At 73.2% G+C, this 15,310-nt stretch carries 12 protein-coding genes; 8 read left to right on the forward strand and 4 right to left on the reverse strand.

Annotation, left to right across the window (positions count from 1 at the left end; genetic code table 11):
* Positions 1-112 precede the first annotated feature (112 nt).
* Complete coding sequence (locus ACFXDE_RS34115; protein WP_380498369.1) at positions 113-1,633, forward strand: MFS transporter; 1,521 nt, start codon at positions 113-115, stop codon at positions 1,631-1,633.
* A gap of 63 nt (positions 1,634-1,696) precedes the next feature.
* Here ACFXDE_RS34115 and ACFXDE_RS34120 read toward each other — a convergent pair whose 3' ends face one another.
* The gene (locus tag ACFXDE_RS34120; RefSeq protein WP_380498370.1) at positions 1,697-2,215 is read right to left on the reverse strand and encodes a GNAT family N-acetyltransferase; all 519 of its coding nucleotides are present in this window, start codon (positions 2,213-2,215) and stop codon (positions 1,697-1,699) included.
* A 53-nt stretch (positions 2,216-2,268) separates the two neighbouring features.
* On the opposite strand from ACFXDE_RS34120, the gene thpR reads away from it, so the two are divergent.
* Positions 2,269-2,862, forward strand: a complete 594-nt coding sequence (thpR, locus tag ACFXDE_RS34125) for an RNA 2',3'-cyclic phosphodiesterase (protein WP_380498371.1) — start codon at positions 2,269-2,271, stop codon at positions 2,860-2,862.
* Here the strand turns inward: thpR and ACFXDE_RS34130 are convergent, their stop codons facing one another.
* Complete coding sequence (locus ACFXDE_RS34130; protein ID WP_380498372.1) at positions 2,863-3,453, reverse strand: TetR/AcrR family transcriptional regulator; 591 nt, start codon at positions 3,451-3,453, stop codon at positions 2,863-2,865.
* Between the two features lie 110 nt (positions 3,454-3,563).
* On the opposite strand from ACFXDE_RS34130, the gene ACFXDE_RS34135 reads away from it, so the two are divergent.
* Positions 3,564-4,358: an SDR family oxidoreductase gene (locus ACFXDE_RS34135; protein ID WP_380498373.1), complete on the forward strand. Its 795-nt coding sequence runs from the start codon at positions 3,564-3,566 to the stop codon at positions 4,356-4,358.
* A gap of 269 nt (positions 4,359-4,627) precedes the next feature.
* On the opposite strand, the gene serC is transcribed toward ACFXDE_RS34135, so the two are convergent.
* Positions 4,628-5,746: a phosphoserine transaminase gene (gene serC / locus ACFXDE_RS34140; RefSeq protein ID WP_380498374.1), complete on the reverse strand. Its 1,119-nt coding sequence runs from the start codon at positions 5,744-5,746 to the stop codon at positions 4,628-4,630.
* A gap of 163 nt (positions 5,747-5,909) precedes the next feature.
* Positions 5,910-7,010, reverse strand: a complete 1,101-nt coding sequence (locus ACFXDE_RS34145; RefSeq protein WP_380435555.1) for a citrate synthase 2 — start codon at positions 7,008-7,010, stop codon at positions 5,910-5,912.
* 418 nt (positions 7,011-7,428) lie between these two features.
* Between ACFXDE_RS34145 and pdxH the strand changes: the two genes are divergently transcribed.
* The 5 genes from pdxH (at position 7,429) to ACFXDE_RS34170 (ending at position 15,267) form a co-directional block, all read left to right on the forward strand.
* Positions 7,429-8,061, forward strand: a complete 633-nt coding sequence (gene pdxH / locus ACFXDE_RS34150; protein ID WP_380435760.1) for a pyridoxamine 5'-phosphate oxidase — start codon at positions 7,429-7,431, stop codon at positions 8,059-8,061.
* Positions 8,062-8,216: 155 nt separating this feature from the next.
* Positions 8,217-8,408 carry an FxSxx-COOH cyclophane-containing RiPP peptide gene (gene fxsA, locus ACFXDE_RS34155; RefSeq protein WP_359967709.1) on the forward strand — a complete coding sequence of 64 codons (192 nt, stop codon included), beginning with the start codon at positions 8,217-8,219 and terminating at the stop codon, positions 8,406-8,408.
* 160 nt (positions 8,409-8,568) lie between these two features.
* Positions 8,569-9,951, forward strand: coding sequence for a TIR-like protein FxsC (locus ACFXDE_RS34160; RefSeq protein ID WP_380498375.1), 1,383 nt, complete (start codon positions 8,569-8,571; stop codon positions 9,949-9,951).
* The gene (gene fxsT / locus ACFXDE_RS34165) at positions 9,941-13,954 is read left to right on the forward strand and encodes an FxSxx-COOH system tetratricopeptide repeat protein (RefSeq protein ID WP_380498376.1); all 4,014 of its coding nucleotides are present in this window, start codon (positions 9,941-9,943) and stop codon (positions 13,952-13,954) included. Before ACFXDE_RS34160 ends, fxsT begins: the two co-directional genes overlap by 11 nt.
* 86 nt (positions 13,955-14,040) lie before the next feature.
* Complete coding sequence (locus tag ACFXDE_RS34170) at positions 14,041-15,267, forward strand: FxsB family cyclophane-forming radical SAM/SPASM peptide maturase (RefSeq protein ID WP_380498377.1); 1,227 nt, start codon at positions 14,041-14,043, stop codon at positions 15,265-15,267.
* The last annotated feature ends 43 nt before the right edge of the window (positions 15,268-15,310 follow it).

Consider the following 15,310-nt stretch of genomic DNA (forward strand, 5'->3'; position numbering starts at 1 on the left):
TTTTTGTCTTCTTCCACTTTTCCCGCCATCCCCCCCCGCCGCCCCCCCCCCCGCAGGCCCCGGCCGCGCGGGCCGGCCCCCCCCCCCCCCCCCGCCGCGAGGGGAGAACACCGTGACACCGCCGGCCGCAGCAGCCGCCGCCATCCGTACCGACGAGCCGACCACCGACCCCGCCGCGGCCACCGCCGCGGCCGCCGACAGCCAGGCACCCGCCCCCACGGGGCTGCCGGGCAACGGCGACGACGACCCCGACGAACGCACCGCGGCGGACGACCCCGCCGCTCCCGGCCGCAGCCACGCGGCCGCATCCCCGACCGGTGCCACCTTCACGCGGCCCCGGGGGATGTTCTCCTCACTGCGCGTTCGCAACTACCGCTACTACTTCGCCGGCCAGGTGGTGTCCAACACCGGTACCTGGATGCAGCGGATCGCCCAGGACTGGCTGGTGCTCAGCCTCACCGGCAGCCCGCTCGCCGTCGGCATCACCACCGCGATGCAGTTCCTGCCGATGCTGCTGCTGGGCCTGTTCGGCGGCGTCCTCGCCGACCGGATGCCCAAGCGCCGGCTGCTGATCTACACCCAGGGCGCGATGGGCCTGCTCGCCGCGGGCCTCGCCGTGATGACCGTCGGCGGCATCGTGACGCCGTACTACGTGTACGCGTTCGCCCTGCTCCTCGGCCTGGTCACGGTGGTGGACAACCCCACCCGGCAGGCCTTCGTGTCCGAGATGGTCGGCCCGAAGGACCTCGCCAACGCGGTCAGCCTCAACGCCGCCAACTTCCAGACCGCGCGCCTGGTCGGCCCCGCCGTCGCGGGCCTGCTGATCGCCGCGGTCGGCAGCGGCTGGGCGTTCGCCGTCAACGCGCTGTCCTTCGCCGCCGTGATCGGCGGACTGCTCGCGATGCGGGAGAGCGAGCTGCGCCCGACCGAGCCGATCGCCCGCGAGAAGGGGCAGCTGCGCGAGGGCCTGCGGTACGTGAAGGAGCGGCCCGAGCTGCTCTGGCCGATGGTGCTCGCCGGGTTCATCGGCACCTTCGGCTTCAACTTCCCGACGCTGCTGGCCGGTTTCGCGCACGACACCTTCAAGGTGGGCGCCGGGCAGTACGGCCTGCTGAACACCGCGATGGCGGTCGGTTCGCTGGCCGGAGCGCTGCTCGCGGCCCGCCGGGGCGCGCCGCGCCTGCGCCGGCTGGTGGCGGCGGCGCTGGGCTTCGGTGCGCTGGAGGTCGTGGCCGCGTTCGCGCCCGACTACTGGACCTTCGCGGCGCTGCTGACGCTGATCGGGGTGTTCGGGCTGAGCTTCAACACCTCGGTCAACTCGATGCTGCAGCTGGCCACCGACCCCGAGATGCGGGGCCGGGTGATGGGCCTGCTGGTGCTGGTCTTCACCGGCGGCACGCCGATCGGCGCGCCGATCGTGGGCTGGGTCACCGCCTCGTACGGGCCCCGGCTCGGGTTGCTGGCCTGTGGGCTGGTGTCCGCGCTGGCGGCCGGTGCGGTGGGCCTGGTGCTCGCCCGCAGCGCGGACCTGAAGGTGCGCTTCGACCTGCACCCGGGCCGCGGCGGCCGGGTGGTGGCCGTCGTGCCGCGGACCCGTGCCACGTCCAAGTCCCAGCTGGCTCCGGCCTGCTGACGAATCATCAGGCCTCGGGTGCGGCGACGCCCCCGAGGCCTGAGGTGTACCCGGACGCCTTTCCTAGAGCCGGATCTCCAGGACCTGGCCGACCCACACGCCGTTCGGCTGCTCGACCTCGAAGGACTCGGTCTCGGTGAAGCCGAGGGCCCGGTACTGGCCGACGAGCTTGCGGTCGTTGCCGCCGTAGCAGTCCACCCGGAGCAGGCCGATGCCGCGCCGGCGGGCCTCGTCGAGCGCGTCGGCGATCAGCGCGGCGCCGATGCCCGAGCCCTTGCGCGTGCGGTCGGTCACCAGGTTGCGGACGTACAGCTCGCGCTCGTCCACCGCGGGGATGTACTGCCCCCGATCCTCGGACAGGACGCACGCGCCGACGGTGCGGCCTTCGTCGTCCACGGCCAGGCGCATCAGGAACGGCTCGCGGCCGTACTTCTCGACGTGCTCCACCCGGGCCGGGAGGGTGGAGAAGGGCTGGTCGCCCCACTGGCCGGTGCGGCCCTGGCCGGCCAGCCAGGCCACGGCGCCGTCGAGCAGGGCGAGCAGGTCGGGCACGTCTTCGGGGCCCCCGTTGCGGATCTTCATGGAGAAAGTTCTAGTGCAGACGACGGCTCGGCGGAAGGGCGGAAGATAAGACCATGAGATTGTTCGTGGCGGTGCTCCCGCCGGTCGAGGCGTTGCAGGGGCTCTCCGACGCGGTGGCGCCGGTGCGCGGGCTGCCCGGGGCGGACCGGCTGCGCTGGACCACGGTCGAGGGCTGGCACCTGACGCTGGCCTTCCTCGGGCAGGTGCCGGAGGACCGGTTGCCGGAGCTGGAGACGGCCCTGGCCGCCGTCGCCGAGGCCCACCCGGCGCACCGGCTGCGGCTCGCGGGTGCGGGCCGGTTCGGCGACCGGGTGCTCTGGGCGGGGGTCGAGGGGCAGGCCTGGGCGCTGCGCAGGCTCGCCGAGGCCGTGAACGAGGCCACCGCGGACGTCACCGGCGAGGTGGACGCGTTCGCCTTCCACCCGCACCTCACCCTCGGCCGGGCCGGTTCGTCGCGCGGGCACCGGAGGGCCGTCCAGCGGGTCGCGGCGGCCGAGCTGGAGGGACTGGCCGCCGCGCTGGCCGACTACCGGGGGCCGGAGTGGGAGGCCGCCGAACTGCGCCTGATGAAGAGCGACCTGGACGGCGGCTTCGCGCACTACGAGACCGTCCGCGCCTGGCCGTTGGCGCGCTGGGCGGTCGGCTGATCACGGCCAGGCGCGCATCGCGACGGCCGCGACCTGCTCCAGCTCCGCCCGGCTCGCGCCGTCGCGGGCGCGCAGCGTCATGCCGTGGACGACGGTCGCGATGAACTGCGCCAGCGCGGCCGGGTCGGTGCCGGCCGGCTCCAGGCCGGCGGCGACGTCGGCGCGGATCCGGGACTCCAGGTCGCGCACGTTGGCCTCGCGCTGCTCGCGGACGGCCTGCACGACGTCGGGCGAGGTGCAGTTGACCGTCGAGCCGACCAGCAGGCAGCCCCAGGGGTGGGCCGGGTCGGTGAGCACGGCGGCGGCTTCGCGCAGCATCCGGTCGACGCCGGCCCTGGTGGTCGGCTCCTCCGCGAAGGCGCGCGCCGTGTGGATGCCGTACGTCTCCTGGTAGCGGGCCACGACCTCGGCGAAGAGCGTCCGCTTGTCGCCGAAGGCCGCGTACAGGCTCGGCGGGCGGATGCCCATGGCGGCGGTGAGGTCGGCGACCGAGGTGGCCTCGTAGCCGCGCTCCCAGAAGAGCCGCAGGGCCTGTTCGAGGGCGGCCTCGCGGTCGAAGGAGCGGGGGCGCCCGCGCGTCGTGCTGGTCATGGCCAGATTTTATATCGAGCGCTACAGAAGCCGTGCTACGGTTCCATTCATTAGCGATCACTACAGAAACAGATCGCTGCAGGAGTCGACCGGAGTGAGGGGGCGTGGCCATGGGCGCGCTGGCAGGGAAGACGGCACTGGTGACGGGTGGCAGCCGGGGCATCGGGCGGGGCATCGCCGAGCGGCTCGGCCGGGACGGCGCGCTGGTCGCCGTGCACTACGGCCGCAACGGGAAGGCCGCCGAGGAGGTCGTGCGGACGATCGAGGCGGCGGGCGGACGGGCCTTCGCGATCGGCGCCGAGTTGGGGGTGCCCGGCGACGCCGACACGCTGTGGGCGGCCTTCGACCAGGGGCTGGCGGCGTACGGCGCCGAGCACGGGGCCGGCCACGGCGGGGGAGCCGAGGGGCTGGACGTCCTGGTCAACAATGCGGGCATGGGCCTGTTCGGGAGGGTCCACGAGCTGGCCGAGGCGGGCTACGACGAGGTGTTCGCGGTGAACGCCAAGGCGCCGTTCTTCGTCGTCCAGCGCGGCCTGGAGCGCCTGCGGGACGGCGGGCGGATCGTCAACGTCTCGTCCGCCGTGACCCGGGTGGCCTTCCCGTCGGCCATCGCCTACGCGATGACCAAGGGCGCGCTGGAGACCTTCACCCTGGCCCTGGCCGAGGAGCTCGGGCCGCGCGGGATCACGGTGAACGCGGTGCGGCCCGGCGTCGTCCCGACGGCCGTCAACCCGTGGCTGGAGGACCCGGCGGCGCGGGAGCGGACGGCCGGGCAGTCGGTGCTCAAGCGGGTCGCCGAGGTGTCGGACATCGCCGACATCGTGGCCTTCCTGGCCTCCGCCGACTCCCGGTGGGTCACCGGCCAGAACATCGACGCCACCGGTGGGGCCGGACTCGGCGTCTAGCCGGGGGTGAGCCGGAGGTACGCTCGTTGACCGTGGATCCCAAGACTCGCATGCGCATCGTGACCGGCACCCTGGTGCTCCTGCTGGTCGTCGTCCTGGTCGGCTCGCTGGTCAACCGGTAGCGGCGGTACCCCGGCGGGCCTCCCGCCGGGGGCAGTCCGGCGGCACCTCGGCGGTGCCCCCGCAACACTCCGGCAGCAGCCCCGCGGCAATGACGAGAGGGCCACCGCACGCGTGCGGTGGCCCTCTCGTCGTCGGTGTGCCGGGTGTTAGAGCGCCTCGACCACGTAGTCGATGCACTGCGTGAGCGCCTCGACGTCCGCCGGGTCGATCGCCGGGAACATCGCGATGCGCAGCTGGTTGCGGCCGAGCTTGCGGTACGGCTCGGTGTCCACGATGCCGTTGGCACGCAGTGCCTTGGCGACCGCGGCGGCGTCCACCGACTCGTCGAAGTCGATCGTGCCGACCACCTGCGAGCGCTCGGCCGGGTTGGCGACGAACGGGGTCGCGTAGGACGACTTCTCGGCCCAGCCGTACAGCCGGGACGAGGAATCAGCCGTACGGGCGACGGCCCAGTCGAGCCCGCCGTTGCCGTTCAGCCACTCCAGCTGGTCGGCCAGCAGGAACAGGGTGGAGAGCGACGGGGTGTTGTACGTCTGGTCCTTCGACGAGTTGTCGATGGCCGTCGGCAGCGAGAAGAACGGCGGGATGTAGCGGCCGGAGGCGGCGATCTCGGCGGCGCGCTCCCGGGCGGCCGGGGAGAAGGTGGCCAGCCACAGGCCGCCCTCGGAGGCGAAGGACTTCTGCGGGGCGAAGTAGTAGACGTCGGTCTCGGTGATGTCCACCGGCAGGCCGCCGGCGCCCGAGGTGGCGTCCACCAGCACCAGCGAGCCCTCGTCCGCGCCCGCCGGGCGCGCGATCGGCATCGCGACACCGGTCGAGGTCTCGTTGTGGGTGAGGCCGTAGACGTCCACGCCGGCCTCGGCGACCGGCAGCGGGTGGGTGCCCGGGGCGGTCTTGATCACGCTCGGCTCGCCCAGCCACGGCGCGGCCTTGACCGAGGAGGCGAACTTCGAGGAGAACTCGCCGAAGTCCAGGTGCTGGGACTTCTCCCGCACCAGGCCGAAGGCGGCGATGTCCCAGAAGGCGGTGGAGCCGCCGTTGCCGAGCACCACCTCGTAGCCCTCGGGCAGCGAGAACAGGCTGCTCACGCCCTCGCGCACGCGCTTGACCAGGTTCTTCACCGGGGCCTGGCGGTGGGAGGTGCCGAGCAGGGAGGTCTGGGTGGCGGCGAGGGCACTCAGGGCCTCGGGGCGCACCTTGGACGGTCCGCAGCCGAAACGGCCGTCTGCGGGCTTGATGTCAGCGGGGATCTGGATCTGAGCCACGCGCCGCAGCCTACCGGCCGGGGCACGGGCGGGGATACGGTCGTCCGCGTCCTGAGACTGTGATCTCGACTGCTCCCGGACAAGCCGAAGCGGGTCCGGCCGGAGCCGGACCCGCTGGTCAGGGACGGTGCGTCAGGGGGACGCCGGGGGCGTCCGCCTGACGTCAGTGGACGATGGCGTCCCAGCCCTCGATCTCCTCGGGGCGACGCGCGCCGGGGCCGATGTAGCGCGCGGAGGGGCGCACGAGCCGGCCCGTGCGCTTCTGCTCCAGGATGTGCGCCGACCAGCCGGCCGTGCGCGCGCACGTGAACATCGAGGTGAACATGTGCGCCGGGACCTCGGCGAAGTCCAGCATGATGGCGGCCCAGAACTCGACGTTGGTGGCGAGGACGCGGTCCGGGCGGCGGTTGTGCAGCTCCTCCAGCGCGGCCTTCTCCAGCGCCTCGGCGACCTCGAAGCGCGGCGCGCCGAGCTCCTTGGCGGTGCGGCGCAGCACGCGGGCGCGCGGGTCCTCGGCGCGGTAGACGCGGTGGCCGAAGCCCATCAGGCGCTCGCCCTTGTCCAGCGCGTTCTTGACCCACGTGACCGCGTCGCCGGTGCGCTCGATCTCCTCGATCATGCCGAGCACGCGGGACGGAGCACCGCCGTGCAGCGGGCCGGACATCGCGCCGACCGCGCCGGACAGCGCGGCGGCGACGTCGGCGCCGGTGGAGGCGATGACGCGGGCGGTGAAGGTGGAGGCGTTCATGCCGTGCTCGGCGGCCGAGGTCCAGTACGCGTCGACGGCCTTGACGTGCTTCGGGTCCGGCTCGCCGCGCCAGCGGATCATGAACCGCTCGACGACCGTCTCGGCCTTGTCGATCTCGCTCTGCGGGACCATCGGCAGGCCCTGGCCGCGGGCCGACTGGGCGACGTAGGACAGGGCCATGACGGCGGCGCGGGCGAGGTCGTCGCGGGCCTGCTCGGCGGAGATGTCGAGCAGCGGCTTGAGGCCCCACACCGGGGCGAGCATGGCGAGCGCGGACTGGACGTCGACCCGGATGTCGCCGGAGTGCACCGGGATCGGGAAGGGCTCGGCGGCCGGCAGGCCGGGGTTGAACTTGCCGTCCACCAGCAGGCCCCACACGTGGCCGAAGGAGACCTTGCCGACCAGGTCGTCGATGTCCACACCGCGGTATCGGAGGGCGCCGCCCTCGCGGTCGGGCTCCGCGATCTCGCTCTCGAACGCGACGACTCCCTCAAGCCCGGGTACGAAGTCGGACATGCGACGGCTCCTTCAGTTCTGCGATCGGCGCTCCGCCGTGGTGGGGCGGGCACGCCAGTGACCGAATGGTGGTTGGCACTCGGTGCCAGAGTGGCAGGCACGGGGTGCATTGCGCCATACACCACCGTGGTGATGTTTCCCGCGGGCCCGCTTGACTTTTCCGCCGAGGGTCGGTCGTGCCCGGGAAATCTCCGGAACCGAAAGCCGTGTTCCGGACAATTCACCGTACGACGGGCGGCCAAGCGGTGGCGAGTCACCTTATCTCCCACCGGGGTTTGTCTCGAGGTAGCGGTGCCGGTTGCTTGTCGTACGGGATGATGTTGGCGTGCAGACCCCGGAACGCGCCCAGTCGACGCCCCTGAGCCCCGCCACCCGGAACCTGGCCGACGAGGCCCGGCCCGGTCCGGACCTCACGGTGATGCGCAAGCACTACACCCACGAGGGCCTGGTCGAGGAGCAGCTCGCGCCCGACCCGCTCGGCCAGTTCACCCGCTGGTTCCACGAGGCGGACGACGCCGGCGTGATCGAGCCCAACGCCATGGTGCTCTCCACCGCCGACGCCCAGGGGCGGCCCAACTCGCGCACCGTCCTGCTCAAGGGCTACGACGCGCGCGGCTTCGTTTTCTATACCAACTACGGCTCCACCAAGGGCTCGGAGCTCTCGGCGAACCCGCACGCGGCCCTGCTCTTCCCGTGGATCGCGCTGGCCCGCCAGGTCATCGTCCAGGGCCGGGTCGAGAAGGTCGGCCGGGACGAGACCGCCGCCTACTTCCGCACCCGCCCGCACGGCTCCCAGCTCGGCGCCTGGGCCAGCGAGCAGTCCAGCCCGGTCGCCGGCCGCGAGGTCCTCGAACGGCGCTACGCCGAACTGGAACGCCGCTACCCCGAGGGCGAGGGCGTGCCCGTCCCGCCGTTCTGGGGCGGCTACCGGGTGGTCCCGGAGAGCGTCGAGTTCTGGCAGGGCCGCGAGAACCGCCTCCACGACCGCCTCCGCTACCTCGCCGACCCCGCCGCCCCCACCGGCTGGCGCGTCGAACGCCTCTGCCCCTGACGGCGGGGCGGGGGCGCGGCGGGCGCGGCGGCACAGTTGACCTGACGGTCCGTCATGATCAAGGTGCGGCGTAGTAGCATTCTGCCCGCGCGGACCTGGGTCGGATCCCACCGGGGCACCAGCCCGCCGTGCCGACACGATCGAGTGAGGGACTGATGGGCGTCACCGGTGCGGAAACCGCCGCTGGACTCGGCTCTGACCTGGTCGACGTCGCCGCCCTGCCGCTCGACGAACTCGACGCGCTGCCCGACACCGTCCTCGGCGACCTGCTGCGCCGGGTGGTCGCGGACGCGCTGACCCCCGGCGCGGAACCGCTCGCGGCGTTCCAGTCGGCGCTCGGCCGGTAGCGAGGGCGGTAGCGGGGCCGGCCGGGGCGTGCGCCCCACCACCGGTTAAACCCCCCGGAGCCTCCGAGTTCGCCAACTTCCCCGCGCGGCCGGTGGAGTTCACGACATGCTGGGTATGAAACCAGCGCCGTCGCGACACCGTCGGGCCTCGGGGGACAGAGTGCTGCAGCCTTACTTCTTCTTCAGCTACGCCCGTGTGGACTTCGAGGCGGAGGACGCCTTCGTCGACCAGTTCTTCAACGACCTGAGAGACGAGCTCGGGCGCATCGAACCCGCCGCGCGGGCCGAGGAGCTGGCGTACCGCGACACCGAGCAGCTGCGCGTCGGCGACGACTGGGCCGAGCAGCTCGCCACCATGCTGGGCCGCAGCCGCACGATGGTCGCGCTCTACTCGCCCGCCTACTTCGCCAGCCTCTACTGCGGCAAGGAGTGGACCGCCTTCCGCGGCCGCGTCCGGCGCCACCACGAGGACACCGGCGAGCTCATCCCGGCGCTGGTCCCGGTGCTCTGGGAACCGGTCGTCCCGGGCGAGTTGGCCGCCGAGGTCACCAAGATCCAGTGGGCCCAGCCGGACATGGGCGAGGCCTACGCGCGGTACGGCCTGCGCGCGCTGCTGCGCACCGGGCCGCAGGGCGACGCCTACCGGCAGGTCGTCAAGGTCGTCGCCGAGCGCGTCCGCGACGCGGCCGCGCGCCGCCTCACCGAACTCGCCGACTTCGACCTCAACGCGGTGCGCGGCTACTTCCCCGGCCCGCAGCCGGTGGAGCCCACGGCCGCCGCGGGCATGGTCCGGCTGTTCATCGCGGCCGGCCGGGCCTCGGAGGCCGCCGCCGAGGGCGGCTCCCACGCCGGCGGCTGGTACGGGGCCAAGCCCTGGCACTGGGCGCCGTACCACCCGCCCACGACGCCGTCCCTCGCGGTGCGCGCCCAGCGGGTGATCACCGCCGCCGGACACACCACCACCCTGGAGGAGGTCGGCACGGGCCTCGGCGAGAAGCTCGACCAGGCCCGCGAGGACAGCCAGGTCAGCGTCCTGCTGGTGGACCCCTGGGTGGCCGGGCACGACCGCTACCGCGCCGCACTGCGCGAGTACGACGACCAGAACCACCCCGTCACCGGCGTGATGGTCCCGATGGGCAGCGCCGACCCGGAGGGGGAGCGCGACGCGCTCTGGGCCGGCGTGCGCGGCGTGTTCCGCCGCAACTGGCTGCGCCGGAGCGACCCGGAGCACCTCTTCCGCGTCAAGGTGAACCGGGAGAACTTCGACTCCGACCTCACCATCATGGTGACGGTCGCTCAGAACAAGCTCATGGACGACAACCTGGACTGGGGGGACGATGACGGTGGCGCATTCGGCTTCGGCCCCGGCGGCACCGGCGAACGGGCGATCCCCGGGCTGGCCATCCCGTTCGGTCCGCAGCCGGCCCCGGAGACCCCGCCACGGGAACCGGGGCGGTGGCCCAACCCGCCCGACGTGCCGAACCCGCGCGACCACCACGACGACGCAGCGCCCCTGAGGGGAGACCAGGACGATGATCACTGAGCCCGGAACAGAGCCGGCCCGCGGCGGACCGGGATCGGTCGTCACGTTCTACTCCTTCAAGGGCGGCACCGGCCGCACCATGGCCCTCGCCAACGTCGGCTGGATCCTCGCCAGCCGCGGCCTGCGCGTCCTCGTCGTCGACTGGGACCTGGAGGCGCCCGGCCTCCACCGCTACTACCACCCGCTGCTGGTCGACCCCGAACTCCACTCCACCGAGGGCCTGATCGACCTGCTGCGCTCCTACGTCAAACAGGCGCTGCCCTCCGCCGTCGGACCGACCGGCCTGCCCCCGGCCGCCTGGCTCGACGAACCGGGCCGGCTGGACGCCTACGTCTGCGGCCTCGCCCTCGACCTGCCGGCCGGCGGACGGCTCGACTTCCTCCCGGCCGGCCGGCAGAACGCCGCCTACGCCGCCGCCGTCACCAGCTTCAACTGGCGCAGCTTCTACCACGGGCGGGACATCCGCGGCGGCGAGTTCCTGCGCGAGCTGCGCGAGCGCTGGTCCCGTACGTACGACTACGTGCTCATCGACAGCCGCACCGGCGTCAGCGACACCTCCGGCATCTGCACCGTCCTGATGCCCGACTCCGTCGTCGACTGCTTCACCTTCAGCGCCCAGAACATCCGCGGCGGCGTCGACGCCGCCCGGGCCATCGCCGAGGCCGAGGAACGGGCCATCCGCGTCCTGCCGGTGCCGATGCGGGTCGAGGACGCCGAGCAGGAGCGCCTCGAAGCCGGCCGCGACTTCGCCCGCGAGGCCTTCGCGCCCTACCTGGGCCGCTGGCTGCCCGCCGAACGCCGGGCCGGCTACTGGGCCGACGTCGAGGTCCCGTACAAGCCGTTCTACGCCTACGAGGAGGTGCCCGCCACCGTCGCCGACCGGCCGCAGGAGGCCCGCAGCCTGCTCAACGCCTTCGAACGGCTGGCCGGCTGGATCACCGACGGCAGGGTCCGCACCCTGCGCCCGCTCGGCTCCGAGACCCGCCGCCGCCTCTACGGCGCCTACCTGCGCTCCGCCCGCGCCGTGCCCCGGCAGGTCTTCGTCAGCTACGCGCCCGAGGACCGGATGTGGGCCGAGTGGGCGGCCGGCACCCTCACCCGCTTCGGCTACCAGTCCTCCCTGCACAACGCCGCCGAACCGTACACCGGCGGTCGCCCGCCCGAGGTCGCCGGGCCGCTCGACGGCCAGGGCCGGCTGCTCGCGCTGCTCTCGCCCGAGTACACCGCGCTGCCCCGCGCCGCCGAGGTCTGGCAACTGCTCCAGGGCCGCGAACTCGCCTCCGGCTCCCCGGCCCTCGTCGCCCTGCGGCTGCAGGACTCCGACGAGCCGGTGCCCCGCCCGTTCATCGGCCAGGCCGCGCCCGACCTCGTCCGCTCCTCCGCCGTCGCCGCCGAGTCCCAGCTCTACGGCGAGCTCGGCCCGCCGCCCGGCAGCGCCCGCCAGTCCGACTCCGACAGCGGCGAGTTCCTCGCCCCCGCGCGCTTCCCCGGCACCGCCCCGCAGGTCCAGGAGGCGCCCTCGCGCAACGCCTCCTTCATCGGCCGCGGCAAGCTCCTCGAACTGCTCCGCAACCGCTTCACCGGCGGCCCCGGCGCCGTGCTCAGCCAGGTCCTGTACGGCTTCGGCGGCGCCGGGAAGTCCCAGATCGCCGCCGAGTACGCCCACCGCTTCAAGGCCGCCTACGACGTCGTCTGGTGGGTGCCCGCGGAGGAACCCGCCAACATCCCGCAGAAGCTCGCCGAACTCGCCCCGCGGCTCGGCGTGCCCACCAGCGACGACGTCGCGCACACCGCCGCCGCCGTCCTCGACGCGCTGCGCCGCGGCCAGCCCTACCGCCGCTGGCTGCTCGTCTTCGACAACGCCGGCACCCCCGAGGAACTCGCCCCCTGGCAGCCGGTCGGCTCCTCCGGCGGGCACGTCCTGATCACCTCCCGCAACCAGGGCTGGGCCCGGCACGCCGGCCTCGTCGAGGTCGACGTCTTCCTCCGCGAGGAGAGCATCCGGCTGCTGCGCCGCTTCAACAGCGGCCTCTCCCTGGAGGACGCCGACCAGGTCGCCCACCGCCTCGGCGACCTGCCGCTCGCCGTCGGCCAGGCCGCCGTCTGGCTGCAGGAGACGTCCATGCCGATCGCCACCTACCTCGAACTGCTCGACGAAGAGCTCACCGAGATGCTGGAGCGCACCGCCCTGCGGACCGCCGACTACCCGCACTCCGCCGCGGCCACCTGGCGCATCTCGGTCGAGGAACTGCGCCGGATGAACGCCCCGGCCGCCCAGATCCTGGAGATCTGCGCCTTCTTCGGCCCCGACGCCATCCCGATGCGGCTGCTCTACAGCCGCGCGGTCACCCGCGCCCTGCGGCTGCCCCCGCGCGCGCCCCGCGACAAGCTCGCGATCGGCGAATTCCTGCGCGCCATCAACCGGTTCGGGCTCGCCCGCACCGACCAGGGCAGCGAGACCATCACCGTGCACCGGCTCGTCCAGGCCGTGCTCCGGGACCAGGTCGAGGAGGAACGGCGGGCCGAACTGCGCGGCGTCGTCCACGCGGCGCTCGCCACCGCCAACCCCGGCGACCCCGACGTCCCCGCCAACTGGGCCGAGTACGCCGAACTCCTGCCGCACCTGTGGCCCTCCGGCGCCGTCGACAGCGCCGACGAGGACGTCCGGCAGTGGATCATCGACTCCGTCCGCTACCAGTGGAAGCGCAGCCTGCACGAGTCCGGCCGGGAACTCGCCGAGCGGACGCTCGAACACTGGAGCCGGGAGGGCTACGGCGGGCCCGGCTTCGACGTCGACAACGACGCCCAGACGCTCATGCTGCGCACCCAGCTCAGCAACATCCGCCGCTCCCAGGGCGCCCTCCAGGAGGCGTACGAGATGGACCGCGACATCCTGGACCGGTTCACCGCGACGCTCGGCCCCGAGCACTCGCACACCCTCGCCGTCGCCAACAGCCTCGGCGCCGACCTGCGCTTCCTCGGCCGCTACGACGAGGCCCGCACCCTCGACCGCCGCACCCTGGACGCGGCCCGGCGCACCCTCGGGCCCGACCACCCGCGCACACTCATGATCACCAACAACCTCGCCGTCTCCGACTACCTGGCCGGCGACCGGCGGGCGGCGTTGGAGCGCCACCGCAGCAACTACCTCCAGCAGCGCGACGCCCTCGGCGCGCACAGCCTCTACGCGCTCTCGTCCGCCTCCAACTACGCGCGCGACCTGCGCGAGACCGGACGCCTGCGGGAGGCCCTCGACCTGCTGGAGGAGACCGTCCGGATCTACCAGCAGACCATCGGCGACGGCCACACCGACACCCTCCGCGCCCGCAAGAACCTCGCCGTGGCCCTGCGGCGGGCCGGCCGCTACAACGAGGCCCTGGAGATAGACGAGGACATCTACCAGCGCTACCTGGACATCAACGGCCCCGAGCACCCCGACACCCTCGCCGCCGCCACCAACCTGGCCAGCGACCTCAACGCCCTCGGCCTCACCGAGCGGGCCATCCCGCTCGCCGAGCGGGCCCTCGCGCGGTACCGCGACTACCTGGGCGAGAACCACCCGGTGACCCTGGCGGGCGCCAACAACCTGTCCGTCTACCTGCGGCTGGCCGGCCGCCTGGAGGAGGCGAAGGCGTTGTCCGGGCGGACCCTGGCGCAGTTCCGGACGGTCCTCGGGGACCACCACCTCTACATCCCGATCGCGATGATGAACCACGCGAACGACCTGGCCCTGGCCGGGGAGACGCAGGAGGCGCTGGCCCTGGAACTGGAGGCCGCGCCCCTCATGACCGCGACGCTCGGCCAGGACCACTACGACTCGATCGGCATCAACTCCAACCTCTCGCTGTCGCTCGCGACCGCGGGGCAGACCGAGCGGGCGGCCGAGCTGCGGGCGGACTGCATCCGCCGGGCCCGGGCGACGCTGGGGGAGGAGCACCCGACGACCGTGGCGGTGAAGGCGGGGCTGCGGCTCGACTCGGACGTGGAGCCGCCGCACGTGTGACGTGTCGTCAATGAATCGGTGCCCACTGCTGTCAAGGGGCTTGGCCGTGTGTCAAGGGCTTTGTCGTGCGGGGTTAGGCTCGCCGTATGGTGGCGTTCCGGCAGTTCCTGCTGAAGATCCACAGTCGGTGCAACCTGGCCTGCGACTACTGCTACGTCTACGAGGCCGCGGACCAGAGCTGGCGGGACCGGCCCCGGCGGATGGAGCTGCCGGTGGTCCGGCGCACCGCGCGCCGGATCGCCGAGCACGCGGCCGAGCACGGGCTCGACGAGGTCGTCGTGGTGCTGCACGGCGGGGAGCCGCTGCTCGTCGGCGCCGGTCATCTCGACGACCTGTTGGGGGAGTTGGCGGGAGCCGGGCCGCGGGTCCGGTTCAGCCTGCAGACCAACGGGCTCCGGCTGCTCGACGAGCCCGCGCTCCTGGACGTCCTGCACCGGTACGGCGTCGGCGTCGGGGTGTCACTGGACGGCACGCGCGCCGACCACGACCGGCACCGGCTGCTGCCCTCCGGCGCGGGCAGCTGGGAGCGGACCGCCGAAGCGGTGCGGCTGCTCGGCTCGCCCGAACACCGCTCGCTGTTCGCCGGATTGCTGTGCGTCGTCGATCTGGTGGCGGACCCGGTGGCCACCTACGAGGCCTTGCTGGAGTTCGCCCCGCCCCGGCTCGACCTGCTCCTGCCGCACGCGACCTGGCAGTCCCAGCCGGCGGGCGTGCGGCGCGTCCTGCCGTCCGCGCCCCCGGCCGGAGGGGAGGCGGCGCCGTACGGGGAGTGGCTGATCGCCGCCTTCGACCGGTGGTTCGACGCCCCCCGGCGGGAGACCGGCGTGCGGCTGTTCGAGGAGCTGGCGGTGCTGCTGCTCGGCGGGCGCGCGGCCAGCGAGGCCGTCGGGCTCGCGCCGGTGGACCTCGTGGTGATCGAGGCGGACGGCACGATCGAGCAGGCGGACAGCCTCAAGGCCGCGTACGACGGCGCCGCGGCGACGGGACTGGACGTGTGGCGGCACGGCTTCGCCGACGCTGCGGCGCATCCGGCCTTCTTGGCTCGCCAGCGTGGGGTGGACGGGCTCGGGCCGGTGTGTGCGGGGTGCCCGTTGGTCCGGGTGTGTGGGGGTGGGCTCTATGCGCATCGGTATGCGGGGGACGGGTTCGGGCATCCGTCTGTGTATTGCGCGGATTTGGATCGGTTGATTCGGCATGTGGTGGGGCGGTTGCGGGTGGGGGTCGCTGCGCGGGGCTTGGAGGGTCGTGGGCTTTCGGGTGGGTGGGGTTCGCCGGGGGTGGCTCCGGGGGTGGCCGCTCCGGGGGCTGGATGATTTTCCGACTGCCGACTCTGTGGGTGGGGTGTTCTCACCTGTC

It is taken from the genome of Kitasatospora sp. NPDC059408, assembly GCF_042751525.1.
Lineage (GTDB): Bacteria > Actinomycetota > Actinomycetes > Streptomycetales > Streptomycetaceae > Kitasatospora.